General features: G+C 62.4%; 15 protein-coding genes. 7 read left to right on the forward strand and 8 right to left on the reverse strand.

The genetic code is table 11. The features are described from left to right. Positions 1–43 precede the first annotated feature (43 nt). Complete coding sequence (gene torS, locus ACXAEH_RS11755) at positions 44–2968, forward strand: TMAO reductase system sensor histidine kinase/response regulator TorS (RefSeq protein WP_475032978.1); 2925 nt, start codon at positions 44–46, stop codon at positions 2966–2968. On the opposite strand, the gene ACXAEH_RS11760 is transcribed toward torS, so the two are convergent. Then, positions 2949–3641 carry a response regulator gene (locus ACXAEH_RS11760; protein WP_475032980.1) on the reverse strand — a complete coding sequence of 231 codons (693 nt, stop codon included), beginning with the start codon at positions 3639–3641 and terminating at the stop codon, positions 2949–2951. The two genes, torS and ACXAEH_RS11760, sit on opposite strands and share 20 nt — an antisense overlap. A gap of 189 nt (positions 3642–3830) precedes the next feature. Between ACXAEH_RS11760 and ACXAEH_RS11765 the strand changes: the two genes are divergently transcribed. The 4 genes from ACXAEH_RS11765 (at position 3831) to ACXAEH_RS11780 (ending at position 8885) form a co-directional block, all read left to right on the forward strand. Then, on the forward strand, positions 3831–4778 hold the full coding sequence (locus tag ACXAEH_RS11765) for an ABC transporter substrate-binding protein (protein ID WP_475032981.1): 948 nt from the start codon (positions 3831–3833) through the stop codon (positions 4776–4778). A gap of 69 nt (positions 4779–4847) precedes the next feature. Then, positions 4848–5879, forward strand: coding sequence for a quaternary amine ABC transporter ATP-binding protein (locus tag ACXAEH_RS11770; RefSeq protein WP_475032983.1), 1032 nt, complete (start codon positions 4848–4850; stop codon positions 5877–5879). Beyond that, entirely contained in the window at positions 5876–7840 is a 1965-nt protein-coding gene (locus tag ACXAEH_RS11775) for an ABC transporter permease (RefSeq protein ID WP_475032985.1), read from the forward strand. The genes ACXAEH_RS11770 and ACXAEH_RS11775 overlap by 4 nt, the downstream gene beginning before the upstream one ends. 4 nt (positions 7841–7844) lie before the next feature. Then, positions 7845–8885 carry a GlxA family transcriptional regulator gene (locus ACXAEH_RS11780; protein WP_475032986.1) on the forward strand — a complete coding sequence of 347 codons (1041 nt, stop codon included), beginning with the start codon at positions 7845–7847 and terminating at the stop codon, positions 8883–8885. Positions 8886–8891: 6 nt separating this feature from the next. On the opposite strand, the gene ACXAEH_RS11785 is transcribed toward ACXAEH_RS11780, so the two are convergent. Further along, positions 8892–11276: a GcvT family protein gene (locus ACXAEH_RS11785; protein WP_475032987.1), complete on the reverse strand. Its 2385-nt coding sequence runs from the start codon at positions 11274–11276 to the stop codon at positions 8892–8894. A gap of 97 nt (positions 11277–11373) precedes the next feature. Here ACXAEH_RS11785 and ACXAEH_RS11790 point away from each other — a divergent pair, with 97 nt between their 5' ends. Continuing rightward, complete coding sequence (locus ACXAEH_RS11790) at positions 11374–12273, forward strand: MurR/RpiR family transcriptional regulator (protein WP_475032989.1); 900 nt, start codon at positions 11374–11376, stop codon at positions 12271–12273. Here ACXAEH_RS11790 and ACXAEH_RS11795 read toward each other — a convergent pair. The 6 genes from ACXAEH_RS11795 to ACXAEH_RS11820 form a co-directional block, all read right to left on the reverse strand. Continuing rightward, on the reverse strand, positions 12270–13118 hold the full coding sequence (locus ACXAEH_RS11795; RefSeq protein WP_475032990.1) for a carbon-nitrogen hydrolase family protein: 849 nt from the start codon (positions 13116–13118) through the stop codon (positions 12270–12272). The genes ACXAEH_RS11790 and ACXAEH_RS11795 overlap by 4 nt on opposite strands. A gap of 3 nt (positions 13119–13121) precedes the next feature. Beyond that, positions 13122–14006: a MurR/RpiR family transcriptional regulator gene (locus ACXAEH_RS11800; RefSeq protein WP_475032991.1), complete on the reverse strand. Its 885-nt coding sequence runs from the start codon at positions 14004–14006 to the stop codon at positions 13122–13124. A gap of 169 nt (positions 14007–14175) precedes the next feature. Then, complete coding sequence (locus tag ACXAEH_RS11805; RefSeq protein ID WP_475032993.1) at positions 14176–15468, reverse strand: TRAP transporter large permease; 1293 nt, start codon at positions 15466–15468, stop codon at positions 14176–14178. Next, positions 15465–16022, reverse strand: coding sequence for a TRAP transporter small permease (locus ACXAEH_RS11810; RefSeq protein WP_475032994.1), 558 nt, complete (start codon positions 16020–16022; stop codon positions 15465–15467). Before ACXAEH_RS11810 ends, ACXAEH_RS11805 begins: the two co-directional genes overlap by 4 nt. 68 nt (positions 16023–16090) lie before the next feature. Further along, on the reverse strand, positions 16091–17104 hold the full coding sequence (gene dctP / locus ACXAEH_RS11815) for a TRAP transporter substrate-binding protein DctP (RefSeq protein WP_475032995.1): 1014 nt from the start codon (positions 17102–17104) through the stop codon (positions 16091–16093). Between the two features lie 308 nt (positions 17105–17412). Beyond that, entirely contained in the window at positions 17413–18060 is a 648-nt protein-coding gene (locus ACXAEH_RS11820) for a GntR family transcriptional regulator (protein ID WP_475032997.1), read from the reverse strand. Between the two features lie 196 nt (positions 18061–18256). Here ACXAEH_RS11820 and ACXAEH_RS11825 point away from each other — a divergent pair, with 196 nt between their 5' ends. Continuing rightward, positions 18257–19288, forward strand: a complete 1032-nt coding sequence (locus ACXAEH_RS11825) for a transporter substrate-binding domain-containing protein (RefSeq protein ID WP_475032998.1) — start codon at positions 18257–18259, stop codon at positions 19286–19288. Positions 19289–19317: the final 29 nt, after the last annotated feature.

The raw sequence follows: 19317 nt of genomic DNA on the forward strand, positions 1-19317 counted from the left end.
ATTCAAAATTGCACAGCGCGCCGATGCGCGCGAAAGTCCGGGGATGTTAGGAAAGCTCGGACTTGGAGGAAAACTGAGCCTCGCATTCATTGTCATTGCGGGGCTGCCGACCCTTGCCGGCATCCTGGGCCTGGTCGAATTGCGGGTGCTTGCACGCCGCCAGGCCGAGGTGATCAGTCAGACCATCCCTGCCATTGCCGAAGTCCGCGGCATGGCTGAGGAAAGCACCCGCATTATCGCTATCGCGCCAGAGCTGGCGGCGGTAACCACCCAGTCCGAGCGCCAGAACCGCGCGCAATTCCTGGCGGATCAGGTCGCAGCGCTGACGCTGCGGCTGGAAGCCCTGGAACAGACCGGCGGCAGCTCTGACCGGCTGCGGGATACGGTGACCGAGGCCTCCCGGGCATTGTCGCTGCTCAATGAACTGGTCGAGACCCGCATCTCCCTGCGCAGCGAATTCAAGCGGCTGACCGGACGCAACCTCTCGGCTGCAAACAATCTTCTCAGCATGGCCGACACCTTGGTGGCCAACGCAGAGATGGGCACCACCGCGGTCATCTCAAGCCTTTATGGCCCCGGCGCCTCCCCCATCGAAGAACAGGCCCGCACCGACACGCTGGACAAACTGATCGAGGTGGACCTGTTCCAGTTGGGCCTGATGTTCGAGCTGCGCTCGCAGACCGCCGAGATCGGCTTGCTGATCAACCGGATCGAAGATGCCGGCAGTGATATTGAGCTGGGGGAAATCGAAGCCTCGCTGACCAGCCGCCTGCTCGTCGTCTCGCGCCGGATCAAGGCGATCCGCGACCCCGGCCGCCGCCAGCAGGCCGAAGGCTACACCGCACAGCTGCGGACCGTTTTGGGCGATGACGCGGGGCTGTTTGTGCTGCGCGACCGGATCCTGGCCACCGAAACCCGTATCACGGCGCTGCAGCAGGAACTGCAGAACACCGCGCTGCGGCTGGGGGACGAGGCCGCCGCTGTGGCCGATCAGGCGCAGGCACGGGCGATCCGGTCAGGCAACGCTGCTGCCCTCGACATCCAGCGGGCACAGCTGCGCAATGGCTTTGCAGCACTCGCCGGGCTTGCCCTGTCGCTGGCCGTACTGTGGTTCTATGTGCGCGGCAGCATCACCCGGCGCCTCAATCAGCTATCCGGCACCATGGCCGCCTTGATGCGCGGCCGGCTGGATCACCCGCTGCACCCCCGCGGCAGCGACGAAATCGCCCGCATGGAAGAGGCTGTCGAGGTGTTCCGAAAGCAAGCCATCGAAAAGCTGGAGCTGGAACACGTCCGCGACCGCAACGAGCAAGAGCTTCGCGAGCACCGCAACAACCTGCAGGCCCTGGTCGACGACCAGACCGAGCGGCTGCGCGAAGAAGTCGAAGCCCACGACGAGGCCCGGCAAAAGGCCGAGGCAGCCGATCAAGCCAAATCCGAGTTCCTGGCGATGATGAGCCATGAAATCCGCACCCCGATGAACGGAGTACTGGGGATGCTGCGCAGCCTGTCTGATGACGGGCTGCCGCCCCGGCAGATGGAACGGTTGCGGGCGGCGCTGGTCTCGGGTCAGAACCTCTTGAAGATCCTCAACGACATTCTGGACTACTCGAAAATCGAAAGCGGCGCGTTGCAGGCCGAGGACACCGCCTTTTCGCTGCACGGGCTGGTGCGCGATATCGTCGTGCTGCTGCGCCCGGGCGCCGATGCCAAAGGCGTGCATCTCTGGCTCGATGCGCCCGCAGACCTGCCCGATGCGGTGAGCGGCGATGCAGCCAAGCTCCGTCAGATCCTCTTCAACCTGCTTTCCAATTCGTTGAAGTTCACCGAGGAGGGCGAGGTCATCCTGCGGGTCCGCACCAACGGTGAAAGCCAGGGCCGCCACCAGGTTGCCTTTGAAGTCAGCGACACCGGCATGGGCATCTCAGACGAGGCCAAATCCCGCATCTTCGAAGCCTTCGAGCAAGAGGACAGCGACACGGCCCGCAGGTTCGGCGGCACCGGGCTGGGGCTTGCGATCAGCAAGCATTTCGCCGAGGCCATCGGCGCCCGGCTTTCGCTCGAGAGTGCCCAGGGCGTCGGATCGGTTTTCACCCTGGCCCTGGAGCTTGAAAAGGGTGATCCCGCAGGGCTGGTTCCGGACGAAACCCCAGCCCCGGTGCAGAAGGCGGAGACGCCGTTGTCCGTCCTGGTCGTGGAGGACAACGAGATCAACCAGATGGTTGCCCAGGGTTACCTTGAGCGTATGGGCCATTCCTGCCAGTGCGTCACGAGCGCCGAAGAGGCGCTGGAACTGCTGCCGGGCTCCGGGTTCGATCTGGTTCTGATGGATGTGAACCTGCCCGGCATCAGCGGAACCGAGGCCACCCGCCGCCTGCGCGCCCTTCCCGATCCGAAACTTGCCAGCCTGCCGGTCATCGGCATCTCCGCACATGTGCAGGAAGAGCAGATCGAAACCCATCTTCATGCCGGGATGACAGGCTTTGTCGCCAAGCCTGTGTCACCCGAACGCCTAGCCAAAGCGCTGGACAGCGTCCTGAAGGGGTGCGAGGGCGCGGTTTACCTGTCTGCGCGGCAAGCCGGAGCTGCACCGCCGGACCGGTGCTCAATCCTCATGCAGCAGATGCAGGAGAATATCCGGGATCTCGGAGCGTCTCAGGCGCTGGACATCGCACGGATGTTCAAAGGGGAGCTGCCGCAGAGCCTCGCGCGTATGGACGCGGCTCTTGAGGCAGAGGACTTCGTGCTGCTGGCCAAGGAAGCCCACCGGGCCAAAGGTGCGGCCGCGACTTTTGGCCAGCAAGACCTGGCGTCGCTGCTGGCAAACCTGGAAGCTCGGGCCGGAGACGGCGACCGGGCGGGTGCTGCTGAAGATCTGGAGGCTTTACACCGGCTGGCGCCGCAAATCCTGGAAGCACTCGCTGCCGTGCTTCGCGACTGCGGGACCGTCAATTCAAAGGCGCCGTGAACACATAGCCTTCGCCATGCACGGTGGTGATCACCCGCGGGTTGGCCGGGTCTTCCTCCAGCTTGCCGCGCAAGCGCCGGATCAGAACATCGACGGTGCGGGGATTGGCGCCGTACTGCCGGTGGGTGACACGGCTCATCAGCGCATCGCGCGAGGCCACCTCGCCTGCCCGGCTGACCAGCATGTCAAGCACTTCGAACTCGGCGCGGGTCAGCGAAATACTGTCGCCTTCCGCAGTCTGAAGGTGCCGCGCGGCCACATCGAACTGAAACTTTCCGAACTTGTAAATCCGGCGCGACAACCGCCGGATGTCCTGGGTCCGCCGCAAGAGATTCTTCAGCCGCGCGAGCAATTCACGCCGGTTGAACGGCTTGCAGACGTAATCATCCGCCCCCAGCTCCAGTCCAACGATCCGGTCAATCTCGTCATCCCGACCAGTCACCAGGATGATCCCGATCTCCGATTTGGCGCGTTGCTCGCGGGTGATCTGCAAGCCATCCTTTCCAGGCAGGTTGATGTCGACCAGAAGCAGGTCAACCTCCTGCTCCTCCAGGATTTTCTCAGCTTCCTCAGCAGTCTCTGCCTGCGAGACATCATAGCCCTGCGCATCCAGATAACTGGCGAGGGTGGCGCGGGTGACCGGCTCGTCCTCGATGATCAGAATATGCGCCATGAACGTTGTGCCCCTTCGCGGAATTTTCCTACCGGTTAACAAATTTTAACATCACTGACCAGCCTGTTCATCCCGCCGGGCTGACCTGTTCACATCTGCTGCCTAGCCTCCTCCTCCGAAAGCACGCGCTTTCACCACGCGAAAAGCTCAGGCCATCCGGACCCGGGCTGCGACAACAGGGAGACACACATGAATTACCGGCAAACCCTTTTGGCCAGTGCAGCGGCCATCGCCATGACAGCCCCGATGGCAATGGCGGAAGACTCCTCGGACCCCATCATAATCCCGGTCCACAACTGGTCCAGCCAGATCGTGATGAGCCACGTTGTCGGCCAGATCTTCGAGTCGATGGGCAACAATGTCGAATACGTCTCGACCGACAGCCAGGCGGTTTATGAATCCGTGCGCCTGGGCGATGTAACGCTGGAGCTGGAAGTCTGGGAAGGCGCCTTTGGCAAATCCTTCAACGAGGCGCTGGCCAAAGGCGGCCTGCATGACGCAGGCGACCACAATGCCGTCACCCGCGAAGACTGGTGGTATCCGGCCTGGACCAAAGAGGCCTGCCCCGGCCTGCCAAGCTGGGAAGCGCTGAACGACTGCGCCGCCGTCTTTGCCACGCCTGAAACCGGCGACAAGGGCCGTTTCCTGGGCGGGCCGGTGGACTGGCTCAAGCATGATGCCGAACGCGTCGAGGCGCTGAACATGAACTTCACCGTGGTGAACGCGGGCTCAGCCTCGGCACTGTGGGCCGAAGTGGCCGCGGCGGAAAAGACCAAACGGCCTGTCGTGATCTTCAACTGGACCCCGAACTTTGCTGAAGCTGTCTGGCCGGGCGAGTTTGTCGAGTTCCCGGCCTGGGTCGAAGGCTGCGACAAGGACCCCTCGGTCGGTCCGAACCCGGATGCTACCTATGACTGCGGCAACCCGGCCAACGGCTACCTGAAAAAAGCTGCCTGGGACGGCATGAAGGACAAGTGGCCTGCCGCCTATCAAACGCTGACCGAAATCAGCTTCACCAACCCGCAGATCGCCGAGATGGCCAAGCTGGTCGACATTGACGAGATGGAGCCCGAGGACGCCGCCGCCGAATGGCTGGAGGCCAATGAGGATCTCTGGAAGCCCTGGACCGGCTCCTGAACCACGCACTCCTCTCCAACTCACCGGGGCGGCCTGCTGCCCCGGATTTTTACTAACGAAAGTAGACCCATGACCGCCGCCACCCCCGTCATTTCCTGCAAAAACGTCTGGAAGCTGTTTGGCGCCAACCCAGAACAGTATCTGAAGTCGCTGACTGGCAATCCGGGCTTTGATGAAATCCGCCAGGCCGGCTATATCGCCGCGGTGCGCGACGTTTCCCTGGAAATTGCCAAGGGGGAAATGCTGGTGATCATGGGGCTGTCGGGCTCCGGCAAGTCGACCTTTGTGCGCTGCTTGTCACGGCTTATCGACATCACTGGCGGCGAAGTTCAGGTTGAAGGCCAGAACATTGGCGAAATGTCCGAAAAAGAGCTGATCGACCTGCGCCGCAACAAGATGGGCATGGTGTTCCAAAGCTTCGGCCTGCTGCCGCACCGCACCGTGCTGGACAACGTCGCATTCCCCTTGGAAATGCGCGGCCAGGACCGCCACGCACGGCGCGCCCGCGCGCTTGAGGTGATCGAACTAGTGGGGCTCTCGGGCCGCGAGGACTATTTCCCGCGTGAGCTGTCCGGCGGCCAGCAGCAGCGCGTCGGCATCGCCCGCAGCCTGGCGATTGAACCCGACATCTGGTTCCTGGACGAGCCTTTCTCCGCCCTCGACCCGCTGATCCGCCGCGAGATGCAGGACGAATTCCTGCGCCTGCAGGAGATGCTGGGCAAGACCATTGTATTCATCACCCACGATTTTGACGAGGCCCTGCGCCTCGCCGACCGCATCGCCATCATGAAGGACGGCGTGGTCGAGCAATGCGACACCCCCGATCAGATCGTGCTGAACCCGGCCACTGAATATGTCGCCAAATTCACCGAGGAAATCGAGAAATCCCGCGTTGTCCATGCCGGCGTGCTGGCCCGCGAGGTGAACGGCCACAGCCTGACAGGCACCCCGATCGGCGAGAAACAGACCATCTCGGACCTGGCCCGGCTGCTGGTTAATGACAACCGCGATTTCCTGCCCGTGGCCAACACCGCCGGCAGCCTGATTGGAGCCATGAGCCGCCAGGAGGCGCTCGACGTGCTTCTGGGAGAGGCGTCATGACAGACCAGACCATGGCACTTGCTGAAAAATCCCACAGTTGGACACGGGCCAAAACCGGCTGGGCGATCTTTGCCGCAGCCTGCTTGCTGGCCATTGGCAACTCCCTTCTGCCCGCAGGGCTGGTGCGGCCGCCGGAATGGCTGGTGCTGCCCTTTGCCGACTGGATCAATGCCATCTTTGCCTTTCTGCGCGATGACCTGGGCCTTCTCTACCTGACCCGCGCCTTTGCCGATGGTGTCGAATGGCTGCTCGATGTGACCGCCAATCTGCTCTACGGCAAGAACCGCTGGCCCCGCATCGGCCCGATCCCCTGGACCGTGATTGCCAGCATCGGCTTTGTCATCGGCTACGCACTGCAAGGCTGGCGCCTGTCGCTGCTCACTGGCGGCACCTTTGTCTGGATTGCCGTCATGGGACAGTGGAAATGGGCAATGGAGACCCTTTCGGTCATCGTCGTCGCCGCGCCGTTTTCGATCCTGTTCGGCCTGGTCATGGGCATCTGCGCCTGGCGCTCGAAGACCTTTGAGCGGATCCTGAACCCGATCCTCAACATCGCGCAAAGCCTGCCGCATTTTGCCTATATGATCCCGGTGGTTGTCTTCATCGGCGTCGGCCCCAAGGCAGGCGCCATCGTCACCATCATCTTCTCGGTGCCGCCAATGATCCGCATGTCGCTGCTGGGCCTGCGCAAGGTCCCGCATGAGGTGATCGAAAGCGGCCACATGTGCGGATCCACCCGTTGGCAGCTGCTGCGCCACGTGCGTATCCCCACCGCTCGCACCGAGATCCTGGTCGGCGTCAACCAGGTGATCATGCAATGCCTCGCCATGGTGGTTCTTGCCAGCTTCATCGGCATGCCCGGCCTCGGCCAGAAGCTGCTGCAACTGCTGCAGGCCCTCAAGATCGGCCGCTCGGTCGAGATCGGCATCACCATCGTGCTGCTGGCGGTCATGCTGGACCGCTGCACCAAGGCCTGGGCCACCAAACAGCCCGAGCACTTTGAGAAAGGCACCTCCTTTGCTGTCCGCAACAAGTTCCTGTTGCTGGGCCTTGGCCTGTCGCTGGCCTGCCTGGTGCTGGCCCAATTCATCCCGCTGATGGACCAGATCGGCCGCCGCGACGCCTTCACCATTTCCAAGCCGATTGATGCGGTTGCGGACTGGTTCATCGTGCTGATCGACCCAATCACCCAATGGCTGCGCTGGTTCCTGATCACCTGGGTGCTGATCCCGATCCGCGATGCCTTCCTGTGGATGCCCTATGCCGCGGTGCTGGCACTGCTGGCCGCGGCTGGCTGGGCCATCGGCGGCTTGCGCTCCGCCCTTGTCTGCCTCGCCTTCTTCGGTCTTATCGCCATGTCCGGCTGGTGGGACCGCGCGATGATCACGGTCTATACTGTCGTGGTCGCCGTCTCGATTGCCGCCGTCATCGGCTTCCCGCTGGGCATCTGGGGATCGTTTCACGAGAAACGCGCTGCGCTCGCCCTTTTGATCTGCGACACGCTGCAAACCTTCCCCAGCTTCATCTACCTGATCCCGGTGGTCATGCTGTTCGGCGTGAACGACGTGGCGGTGATCGGTGCCGTGGTCCTCTTCGCCGCCGTGCCGCTGGTGCGCTACACCATCGAAGGGCTGCGCCAGGTGCCGGAAACCCTGATCGAGGCCGCCGATATGTCCGGCGCCACCCGGGCACAGACGTTGTGGAAGGTCCGCCTGCCAATGGCGCTGCCCACCATCATGGTCGGGGTGAACCAGTCGGTGATGTTCTCGCTGTTCATGGTGATTATCGCCGCCTTCATCGGCACCCAGGACCTGGGACAGGAAATGCAGCGCGCACTGTCCTCCACCGATGTGGGCAAAGGTCTGGTGCTGGGTCTTGCCGTCGCCTTCATGGGGCTGATGGTCGACCACCTGGTCACCACCTGGGCCAGGACCAAGAAAGAAGCGCTGGGGCTGGAGTAAACCTATGACCATCCATTCAAACGACTTCGGCCCCGCCCCCCATACCCGCATAGGCTTTCTGCTGTTTCCAGGCTTTCCCATGGCCTGCCTGACCTCGGCAATGGAGCCCTTGCGTGCCGCCAATGAAATCGCCGGGCACCAGGTGTTCTCCTGGTCCCTGGTGACGGAAAGTGGCGCGGACGCAAAGGCTTCTGCCGGGGTCCTTTTTCCAGCGGAAGCCAGCCTGGCAGAGGCCGAAGGGTTCGACTGCCTGTTCCTTCTGTCAGGTCCGGAAGCCGAATTTGAAGACCCGATCTCCAGCCCCGGCCGGCTGCGCTACCTTGCCCGCCACGGCGTGACCCTGGGCGCGGTGTCCGGCGGGGTCTTCCCGCTCGCCCGCAGCGGCGTGCTGGCCGGGCGGCGCGCGGCAGTGCATTGGTGCTACCGCAGCGCATTTGAGGCCGCCTTTCCCGATTGCACCGCCGTCGACCGGCTGATCGTGCGCGACGGCAATGTCCACACGGTCTCCGGAGCCACCGCCATGTTCGACCTGTCGCTGGAGCTGATCGGCAAAGCGCTTGGTGCCGATGCCATGAACGAGGTTGCCTGCCTGTTCCAGCACCCCGTCATCCGCAATGGCAGTGCGCGGCAGAAAATCCCGGTACTGCAAAGCGACCGCACCGTCGACCAGATGCCGCCCGCGGTGAAGGAAGCCATGGCAATCTTCTCGGAGAACTTCGAGACCCCGGTCTGCATCCGCGACGTGGCCCGCATGGCCGGCATCTCGCCCCGCCAGCTGGAGCGCAGCTTCCGTACCGCCACCGGCCTCAGCCCCGGCGAATACTACCGCCGCCAGCGCCTGAAGGCGGCCCGGCAAATGGTGCTCTATTCTTGGGATTCCGTCTCGGACATCGCCCATGCGGTCGGCTATGCCAGTTCCTCGACCCTCACGCTGCATTACCGCAAGTTCTACGGCGTCACGCCCGTTCAGGACCGCAAACAGGCCTTTCTGCCGGCGCGCGGCAGTCCGGCGCCATCGTCAACGCTGGCACCGGGCTGTTCCTGACGGAAGCTATCCTTTCATCCGGCTGCCGCTCGGGTCAAAGGCGCAGTCAAACTGCAGACGCGCGGCAAACCGGGTGCCTGCAATATCGACCTCAGCCGCAGCCCCGTCCGCATCCTCCATGCGGACATAGGCCAGCGCGATCGGCTTGCCGACCCGGTAGCCGAAACAGGCCGTGGTGGTGTGCCCGACAATCCTGCCGCCCGCATAAACCGGCTCATGCCCCAGCGGCACGGCGCTCTTATCCTCGATAATCACCGTCATCAGTGCCCGCGTGGCATCCTTGCGCCGCCCAGCCAGCGCCTCGGAGCCGATGAAGCTCTTCTTCTTGGAGACCAGCATGTCCAGCCCCGCCTCTACCGGGCTGGTATCGCTGTCCAGCTCATGCCCCATCGCGGCAAAGCCCTTCTCTACCCGCATCGAGGTCTGCGCTAACATCCCCGCAGGCACTGCCCCGGCGGCCGTCAGCGCGGCATAGACCTTCGAGGCATTCTCGGCCTTCATGGTCAATTCCCAGCCAGCCTCGCCCACATAAGACATCCGCACAGCCCGAACATGGCAGCCCGCCACATGCGCGGGGCCAACCTTGAAGTAGCCCAGTTCGTTCAGCTCCGGCGCGCCGCACTCTGCAATGATCCGCGCCGCCTCAGGCCCCATCAGACCCAGCACTGCATAATCTTCGGTGCTGTCAGTCAGAGTCACGTCAAAGCCCTCAGAATGACGCTTGAACCAGGCAAAGTCGCGCTTGATCGCATTGGTGCCGACAAATAACCGGTAATGATCCTCCGCAATCCGGTGCGCGGTGATGTCGCTTTCATAGGTGCCGCGCTCATTCAGCACCGCAGTATAAATCGCGCTGCCCGGCGCCTTACCCATGTTCGACGCGCAGGTGTGCTGCAGGAAGGCTTCCGCATCCGGCCCCTGCACCTCGATCTTGCCAAATGGCGAGGCGTCAAAGACCGCAGCCTTCTCCTGCGCCGCCATCACCTCGGCCTTCACATTCCCGAACCAGTCAGGCTTGCCAAAGGTCATTCGCGGCTCAGCGGTCTTACCGAAATACAGCGGCCGCTCCCAGCCATAGACTTGGGTGAAATGCGCGCCCGCCGCTTTGTATTCAGCCTCCAGCGGCAAGGCGCGCAGACCCCGGGCCGTTGAGAGCTGCCGCCCCGGATACGCAATTTCGTAATGGGTGCCCAGAATCTCCGGCGCGCGCGCCATCAGATGCTCCAGACTGTTGTAAACAGGGGCAAACCGCTTGGCGTCCGCTTCGCCCAGGTCATAGGCGGTGTGGCCATGCACAATACAATGGGCCAGATTCATGCCCGCGCCGCCGCCCGAGGCGAGCCCAACCGAATTCATGCCGCAACCCAGGAACAACCCTTTGGTCTCCGCGGTTTCACCCAGCATGAACATCCCATCCGGGGTAAAACTTTCGGGGCCATTCAGCAGCATCTTCACCTCTGCCGTCTCCAGCGCGGGCAGACGGTGCAGCGCGTTCATCATCATCGGCTCGAAATGTTCCCAATCCTCAGGCAGCAGGCCGAATTCAAAGCTTTCGTCCAGCACGCCCGGCTTGATCGGCTTGCCCATCGGTTCAAAGCAGCCCACCAGCAGCCCGCCGCTGTCGTCGCGGATATAGAGGTGGTTGTCGTGGTCGCTGAGCGTCGGCGTATTGCCCGTGATCCCGTCAATCGGCTTGGTCAGCAGATAGAAATGCTCACAGGCCAGCGCGGGCACTTCGGCCCCGGCCATAGCGCCCACCTCGCGCGACCACAGTCCGGTGCACAGCGCAATCGCATCGCACATCACGGTGCCTTGCGTGGTCTCGACCCCCACGACCTTGCCGTTCCCGGTCAGGATGCCGGTGACACCGGTGTTCTCAAAAATCTTCGCGCCCAGCCCCTTGGCCGCCTTGACAAGCGCCGCGCAGACATCCGACGGCGACACCCGCCCGTCATCCGGCGACCAGACCGCGCCAATCACGTCTTCCGCATTCATCAGCGGCCAGCGTTCCCTGGCCTCCTCCGCACTCACCGACTGCGCCCGCACACTATAGGCCTGGGCCAGCGCCTCCTGCCGCTTGATGTGGGTCATCCGGTCCGGGTTGGTGGCAATCGACAGGCTGCCCTTCTGGATCCAGCCCACCGACTGGCCGGTCTCCTGCTCCAGCCGCGAGTAGAGATCCACCGAATACTGGATCATCCGGGTCAGGTTCTGGGAATGGCGCAGCGCCCGCACTTGCGCGGCCGAATGCCAGGTGGTGCCGCTGGTCAGCTTGTTGCGCTCCAAGAGGATCGCATCGCTTACCCCCATCTGGGCCAAGTGGTACAGCGTCGAGCACCCCATGATGCCGCCGCCTATGACAACGACCGAGGCGTGGGAAGGAAGGGACATGGGCCTGTCTTTCTCTAAAACTCAGATTTGCGCCAGATTGCCCTCTCCGCCCATGTTTTCAATTTGCCTATTCAAGAACATTCGTTCTTATTGAGCCATGGACATGAACCGCAAAGCCCGTCTCCTCGCCGATCTCAAAGCCGCCATCGGCGGCCTGCCGCCGCGGCTCAAGGTGATCGCCAAGTACATCATCGACAACCCCGGCGACTTCGGCATGGACCCGATCCGCGTCTCAGCAGAGAAAATCGGGGTCAGTCCCAACTCGCTGGTCCGGCTGGCGCAAAAGATGGGGTTTGACGGGTTTGAACCCTTCCGCGACCCGTTCCGCCACGCGCTGGTGACCGAGCGCGAAGACCAGATGGGCGCCGACTGGATTGCCCAGCTGGACGACGGCGACAACCTGGCCCAGACACAAGGAAGGCTGGCCCGGAACGAGATCAATATCATCTCACGCTCCTTGCGGATGATGTCGCAGGACCGGATCGCGGCGGCCCTTCGCTGCATGACCGGGGCACGCAACTGCTACGTGACGGCCACCCGCTCCAGCTATGCGATGGCCTATTACTTCCACTACGTCGGCCGTATGGCCCTGCCCGGCCTGCAGCTGATCCCCCGCCACATGGGATCGGCGGTGGATGAACTGATCGGCGCCAATGAGCAGGATTGCCTGATCGCCATCACCTTCGCCCCCTACTCCGCCGAGACCATCCAGTCCCTGCGCTATGCCCGCACCCGCGGGGCCAGGCTGATCGTGATTTCCGACAGCGAGGTGATCGCGCCGCAGATCGACCCCGATGTGGTCTTCCCCATCACCACCCAGTCGCACCACTACTTCGGCTGTTACGGCGGCGCGATGGCGGTGCTGGAATGCCTGCTGGGCCATCTCGTGGCGCTTGGCGGCGAGGACGCCCAGCAGCGCATCGCAGATTACGAGGCCACCCGCGAAGACAGCGGAGCGTATTACAAGGCCGGCCGCACGCCCCGCATCCGGAGTTAAGCGGACAGCACACTGATCCGGTAATCGTCCAGCCGGTCCTTGAGGAACGTGTAATCCCGCCGCGCCTTGGCCTGGGTTTCGCGGTTCAGGGTGATCAGGCGAAAGTCTTCCTCCGTTTCGGCAAATTCCACCGGCGGGGTGTTCTCGTCCTGCCACGGCAGGCAGAACAGCGAGTTGCCATAGGTCTCCCCGGCCCGGTTTAGCGACAGGAAGAACACTTGGTTTTCCAGCGCCCGGGCAATCGCAAAGGGATGCCAGGTGTGAAAGCTCTCATCCCGGTAATAGGCGCCGCAATGCAGGATCGCGTCGACCCCGTGGTCCACCACCAAGGTCCGCGCCAGCTCCGGGATGCGGATGTCGTAGCAAATGATCGGCGCCAGGCGGAAGCCGTTGACCTCAAACACAAACAGGTGGCTGCCGCGGTTGAAGTATTCCTTCTCCATCGAGGCGCCGTATTGCGCCAGATGCAGCTTGTCGTAATGCCCCGCAAGTTCCCCGTCCGGGCCAACCACGCCGATGCTGATGAAGGGGCCGCCCGCCCCTGCCCGGGCAAACCCGTAGGACACATGCACGCCGAACTCCTGAGCCACCTGCCGCCAGGCCTGGAACGAGGCGCCGTCCAGTGGCTCGGCGATCTCATCAAGCCGGGCAAAAGTATCGCGGGCATAGTCGATGCTGGACAGCTCCGGCAGCACCACCAGATCCACCTTGCCATCCGCTGCCTCCAATTGCGCCCGCACCTTGGCCGCCGAGGCCGCCAGATGCGCATCGCGCTCCACCGCGCTGGTCATCGGCGGGATGCTGATCTGGCAAGCCAGAAGGGTCAGGGTCTCGGTGGCGGTCATGGCTCAGACTTTCTTGTTTTTCCAGTATTCGTTCATGCGCAGCCGGTCGGCCTCGATCCGCTCGATCCGCTCCACCACGCCGCTGGGCTGGCCAATGGTGAAAAAGCCGATCAGCGCCTCGATCAGCACCGTGGTTCCGACATAGGATTCAAAGAACAGCGGGCTGCGGTTCGGTCCCAGCAGCACATAGTCCGCTTCCATCGCGATGGGGGAGGCCGGGCTGTCGGTGATCGCAATCACCTTGGCACCGCGCTCCCGCGCCAGCATGGCCAGCTCGATCGCAGCCCGCGCGCAGGGCTGCTGGCTGATGGCAATCATTACGTCGCCTGCGCCAATGTCGGCGACCGGGTCGGCAAACACTCCGCCCTCGCCACGCACCAGCCGCACCTTGCCGCTGGCCATGCCGCCGATGTAGTGGGCATAGGCCGAGAAGCTGGCCGAGGCCTGCATCCCCACCACATAGACCTGCTCGGCGTCGTTGAGCTCCTTGGCGACGCTGGCAAAATAGTCGGGATCGATGGAATCGAAGATCGCCGTCAGGTTGCCAATCGTGGATTTGCGGAAGTCTTCCCAGACCTCCCGCGCCGCTTGATCGCCGCCGGATTTCTGCAGGTTCTCGGCCCGCAGGTGATACTCGTTTATATCGTTCTGCTGCACCTGCTTGCGGTAGACCTCGCGCAGTTCGCTGTAGGTCTCAAATCCCAGCGCCTTGGCCAGGCGCGAGAAATTCGGCAGCGAAACACCCGCATTCCCAGCCACCTGCCGCATCGACAGCGTCGCGATATCGCCCGGATGCTCAAGCATATAGGTCGCCGCCACCTTCAGCGCGCGCGGAAGCTGCGGAAACAGTTCCTTCAGCCTGTCGCTTACGTGAAGGTAGGTATTCATGCCGGCCGGCGTCTCCTGTTGCATCCAAGGCTCCCCTGCAATTGCCAAGGGTGCAGCCCGATCCGTTCGATACACCCCGCTGCAAAAGATTTTACATTTGCAATCTTTGCAACGGGGAAGTTCAAGGCCCCGGGCGGCGCGGGGGATCATCTTGCCGCCCGGGGAGGCCTCAGCGGCTCAGCAGCACATCCGGCAGCCAGAGCGACAACTGAGGAACGAAAGTGGTCAGCGCCAGTGTCGGCAGCCAGGCGCAGAAGATGAACAGAAGCGTCGGCCCCAGCATCTTGCCCACCGGCGTCTCGGTCACCTGCGCCCCCAGATAGAGCAGCGGCGCGGTGGGCGGCGTGACATTGGCCATGCCCAGATTCACACCCAGAATGGCGGCGAAATGGATCGGATCAACCCCGACATCGCGCACGATGGGCAACAAAAGCGGCGTCGCCAGTAAGAGGCCCGAGATATCGTCCATCAGCATCCCGATCAGGATCATCACCAGATTGACCATCAGCAGGATCACAATCGGGTTCTCCGAGACCGAGAACACCAGATCGCGGGCGATGTTCGGAATGTCTTCGAAGATCAGGAAGCGCGAGACGATCAGCACCATGAAGATCATCGTCATCACAACACCGATGGTGATGCCCGCGCCGGTCAGCGTCTGCATCAGCCCGCGCCAGCTGAGGCCGCGATAGACATAGATGGCAATCGGGATCGAATAGACCACCGCCACGCCCGCCGCCTCGGTCGGGGTCATGATGCCGCCGTAAATACCGCCCAGGATGATCAGCGGCATCAGCAGCGCGGGCATCGCCTGGCGCGTCTGCAGCTTGAACTGCGGTGCGAAATCCACCGGCTTCTCGGTGGTCTTGATGTCCTTGTACTTGCGCAGGGCAAACTGGTTGGTGGCGATCAGCAGGATGATCAGGATGATGCCCGGAAAGACGGTCGACAGGAACGCCTTCAGCACCGATTGCTGCGCCACCCAGGCATACAGGATATGCGAAGAGCTCGGCGGGATCAGCAGGCCCAGGGGGCTGGCGCTAACGATCAGCGCCGCCGACAGGCCGTCGGGGTAATTCGCCTTGCGCAGATGCGGCATCATGATGCCGCCAATACAGGTCAGCGTCGCATTCGCACTGCCAGAGATCGACCCGAAAATGCCCGAGGCAACCACCGCAGCGGCAGACAGCCCGCCCTTGATATGGCCGATGAACAGCTCCGCCAGCGCCACCAGCGGTGCGGCGATCTTGCCCTTTTCCATGATCGCGCCGGAAATCATGAACAACGGGATTGCCAGAAGAACCAGCGTGTTCATCTTCCAGTAGCCCGCAGGCAGATAGCCGGTGATGTCATGGCCGCCGGTCATGGCAAGGAACAGCAGGACCGCACCAAAGGCGATATAGACGCTGACGCCCAGCAACAGCAGGCCGCAGATAATGACAATGCTGCCAAAGATGATCATGCGTCGTCCTCCTCGGGGCGGGGCGCGTGATAGGAATCAGGCCCATCAATGAGGTGCAGCACGAAGTAAATCGCATTGAAGAGGGTCATGAAGGCAAAGCCGGTCATGATTGCAGCACGGGGGAAAACAGCGGGGATTTTCAGCGCCGTGGTCCGCTCCCACAGCGGGTAGGCAATGATCTCGCTCTCCACCGCCAGGTAGCACCAGTAGACGATATAGGCGCCGATAACGATCTCGATCAGGTAGACAAGGATGCCGCGCGCCCAGGCCAGTTTGCCGTCGCCCAGCACCACGCCCAGAATATCGGCATTGACGTGGGATTTCTTTTCGCCGGCCAAAGCAGCACCAAAGAAGAAGGTCCAAAAGCTGATCGCCAGCAGCCATTCCTCATAGGCAAACAGATTGCCGGCAAAGCCGTAGCGGATGATCACCACGGCCATGAAGGTCAGCGCCATCAACAGGCCGCCTGCGGCCACGAACAGTCGCATGAACCGCAGCGCCGCCCGCAGCGGAGCAGCTGCGCCATGCGGCAGTCTTTCGGTAATCTCGCTCATCAGCCCTCCCCTTTCGCCATGGCAGAAGAAGGCCGGCAGCACAGGATGCCGCCGGCCCGGTCCTTGGATTACTCCGCGGTCAGACGGTCCAGCGTGTCCTGGCCAATGGTGTCGACCATGGTCGGCCAGATGTTTTCACGCACCCAGGCGGCCATCGCTGCCTGCTCTTCGTCGTTCAGGGCCAGGATCTCATAGCCCTTTTCCTGCAGCAGCTCGCCGAACTTGGCGTCGTTCTCGCGGTTGTAGGCAAAGAAGTCATCCGACGCCTTGGTAAAGGCGGCCTGCACGGCCGCGCGCTGCGCGTCGTCCAGCTTGGCCCAGGTCTTTTCCGATGCGTAGTAAGATGTCAGCTCGGACACCGAGTTGTACTGGACGTAGTATTTGCCCACATCCGACTGCGCAAAGATCGAATAGGTCGCCGATTTGGTGCAGCAGATGGCGCCGTCCACGATGCCGGATTGCAGCGCCGGGAAGATGTCGCCCCAGGCCATGGTGGTTGCCTGGAACCCCAGCCCCTCGACCATGTTCTTCACCACCGGCGAGGACCAGACGCGGATGTTCATGTTTTTCCCGCCCAGAACATTCCAGTTCTCCGGCTTCTTGTTGGCAACGATGCCGGTAAAGCCTTCGGGGTTATTGGCCAAAAGGCGCAGGCCCAGCTCGTTCAGACGCTCCTGCAGGATCTGGTTGAAAGGGCTGTCCATATTGCGCATGATGCTGTCCATCTCGTCGAAATTGTTGACGAGGAACGGCATCGACAGAAACTCCAGCCGCGGATCCTTGTGGCTGTAGATAAAGGCGGCGGTGAAATCGATGTTGCCGCGGATGGTGTCTTCCATCAGCGCTTCGCCGGAGCCCAGCTGGTTGGCCGGGAACAGCGACACCTTGAGGCCCACATCGGCGGCTTCGATATCCGCCTTGATCTGCTCCATCATCTTGGTGCCGGGATGATCGACCGGGAAGGTGCCAGCGAATTTCAGGCGCATATCGGCAGCGGACGCCAGGGTGGCAACGGACAGCGCCAGCGCGCCGGCCAGGCCGGCCCGGCCCAGGAATTTTCCGAATTTGAGTGATTTGAGCATGTTTCCCTCCCTTGCTCAGGACGCGTCAGACTGGTGCGGGTTCTTGCGGGCCGCATCGGATGGCGTGACTTTAGGCCAAGGATTTTATCATTTGCAATATTTTTATAAATTTCAGTTTCATTTGATAAATTTTCCACCAGCAGGAAACTGCCCGGGCAAGGCCCTAAGACCTTGCAAACACAAGAGATCTGTCTTCTTGAAAGCTGTCCGGGCGCAAATGGCTGTGCCGCACAACGGCCCAGCTCTGCCTGCACGCTGCAAGCACAAGGGAATTGCCGGGGGTCTGCCAGCCCAGGCCGGCCCCGGGCTCAGAACTCGAAATCTGAGTGGTAGCGGGCGCTCAGGAAATTCATGAACCGGTCATGGAACTGCCGGGTATGCTCATGCGCCAGCTTGTCTGCCAGCGGCACGTCCTGATTGCGGATCGCCTTGATGATGTCGAAATGCTCGCTGGTCAGAAGATGGTCCGTTGCCGACGACTGGATATAGTCGAAATGCATGTGCAACAGCCGCCGCCCCTCATCCAACAGCTGCCCGTAAGAGCGCGCCAGATACGGGTTCCGCCCCGCCGCCGCGATCGTCATGTGAAAATCCCGGTTGGTTGCCGACATCCGCAGGTAATCGTTCTTGCGGCAGGCTTCCTCAAAGGCCTCTGCATCACGGGTCATCTGTTCCAGATCTGCTGCGTTGCGGAATTCGGCCGCCAGCCTGGTATTGATACGCTGCAGAAAATCCAGCGCCTCGACATAGCGCGGAAACTCCGCCAGCCGGATCGGCGCCACCAGGGTCGAGCGGTTCGACAGCATTTCCACCAGCCCGTCCGCTGACAACCGCACCAGCGCCTCGCGGATCGGAGACCGTGACATGGCGAATTGCTGCGACAGGCTGGTCTCATCCAGCGGGTCCCCCGGTGCCAGCTCCAGCGTCAGGATCTCCCGCCGCAGCTCCTCATACACGAACCTGGCCCCGCGCCCCTTTGCGTGTTTTTGTGCAGACTGCTGATTTTCCGTCATTTTTACTCTTCCAAAGGCGGCAGGCGGCTCCTCTGCCTACTCATACAGCATTTGCCGGGCCAAACAAATTTATTGACGTGTCGCCAAATTGTCGACACAAAACGTGCAGACAAAATGTCGACAAGAATGGGAGGAAATCATGAAATCAACAATTTTGAGCGCCGTGGCAGGCGCCGCCGCACTGGCGGCAGGCACCGCATTTGCCGCTGACGACACCCGCCTCAGCACTGTGCTGGAGCGTGGCTCGCTCTTATGCTCGGGCCATAACGGCTCGTTCCTGGGCTTTGCCGAAGTGGACGATCAGGGCAACTGGAAGGGCGTCGACATCGACCTCTGCAAAGCACTGGCCGCGGGCCTCTTCGGCCAGTCCGACGGCAACCTGGAAATCGTACCGATCAGCTGGGCTCAGCGCTGGCCTGCCCTGCAGTCGGGAGACATCGACGTTGTGATCAAGGTCTCCGGCTGGACCCAGAGCCGCGACACCGAACTGAACCTGGCCTACAGCCGCCCCTATTTCATCGGCGCCTTTCAGGTGATGGCCCATGCAGAAACCGAAGCCGAGAGCGTGGCGGATCTGGACGGCGGCTCGATCTGCGTCTCGGCCGGCACCTCGACCGAGCGGGTCCTGGCCTCCTACCTGGAAAGCCACAACATCGACGCCGAGATCATCGTCTTTGAAAAGGGCGACGAGGTCCGCACCTCCTACTTCGGCGGCCGCTGCGACGGGCTGATCGAATGGGCGCCCAGCCTGGCCGCGGCCCGGGTTGAGGCCGAAGACCCCACTGCCCACGTCATTCTGCCCGACGTGCTGGAGCTGGAGGCCGAAGGCATCATCGTGCCCGAGGGCGACCCGGACTGGCTGGACGTGCAGAACTGGATGCTGAACTCGCTGTGGTACGCCGAGGCGCAGGGCATCACCTCCGACAATGTCGACGAATTCAAGGCCAACCCGCCCTCGACCACCGTAGGCAAGTTCCTGGGCGTGACTCCGGGCTATGGCGAGCGTCTCGGCCTCAAGGACGACTGGGCCTACAACATGATCAAGGAAGTCGGCAATTTCGGCGAGATCTACGAGCGCAACATCGGCTCCGGCTCGCCCTACAACCTGCCCCGCGGCATCAACGCGCTCTATACCGAGGGCGGCGTCTTCTACCCGATGATCATCGACTGATCCGGTTTGAACCCGGGCAGAGCCAGCCG

The organism is Leisingera sp. ABM4_060 (assembly GCF_056158765.1).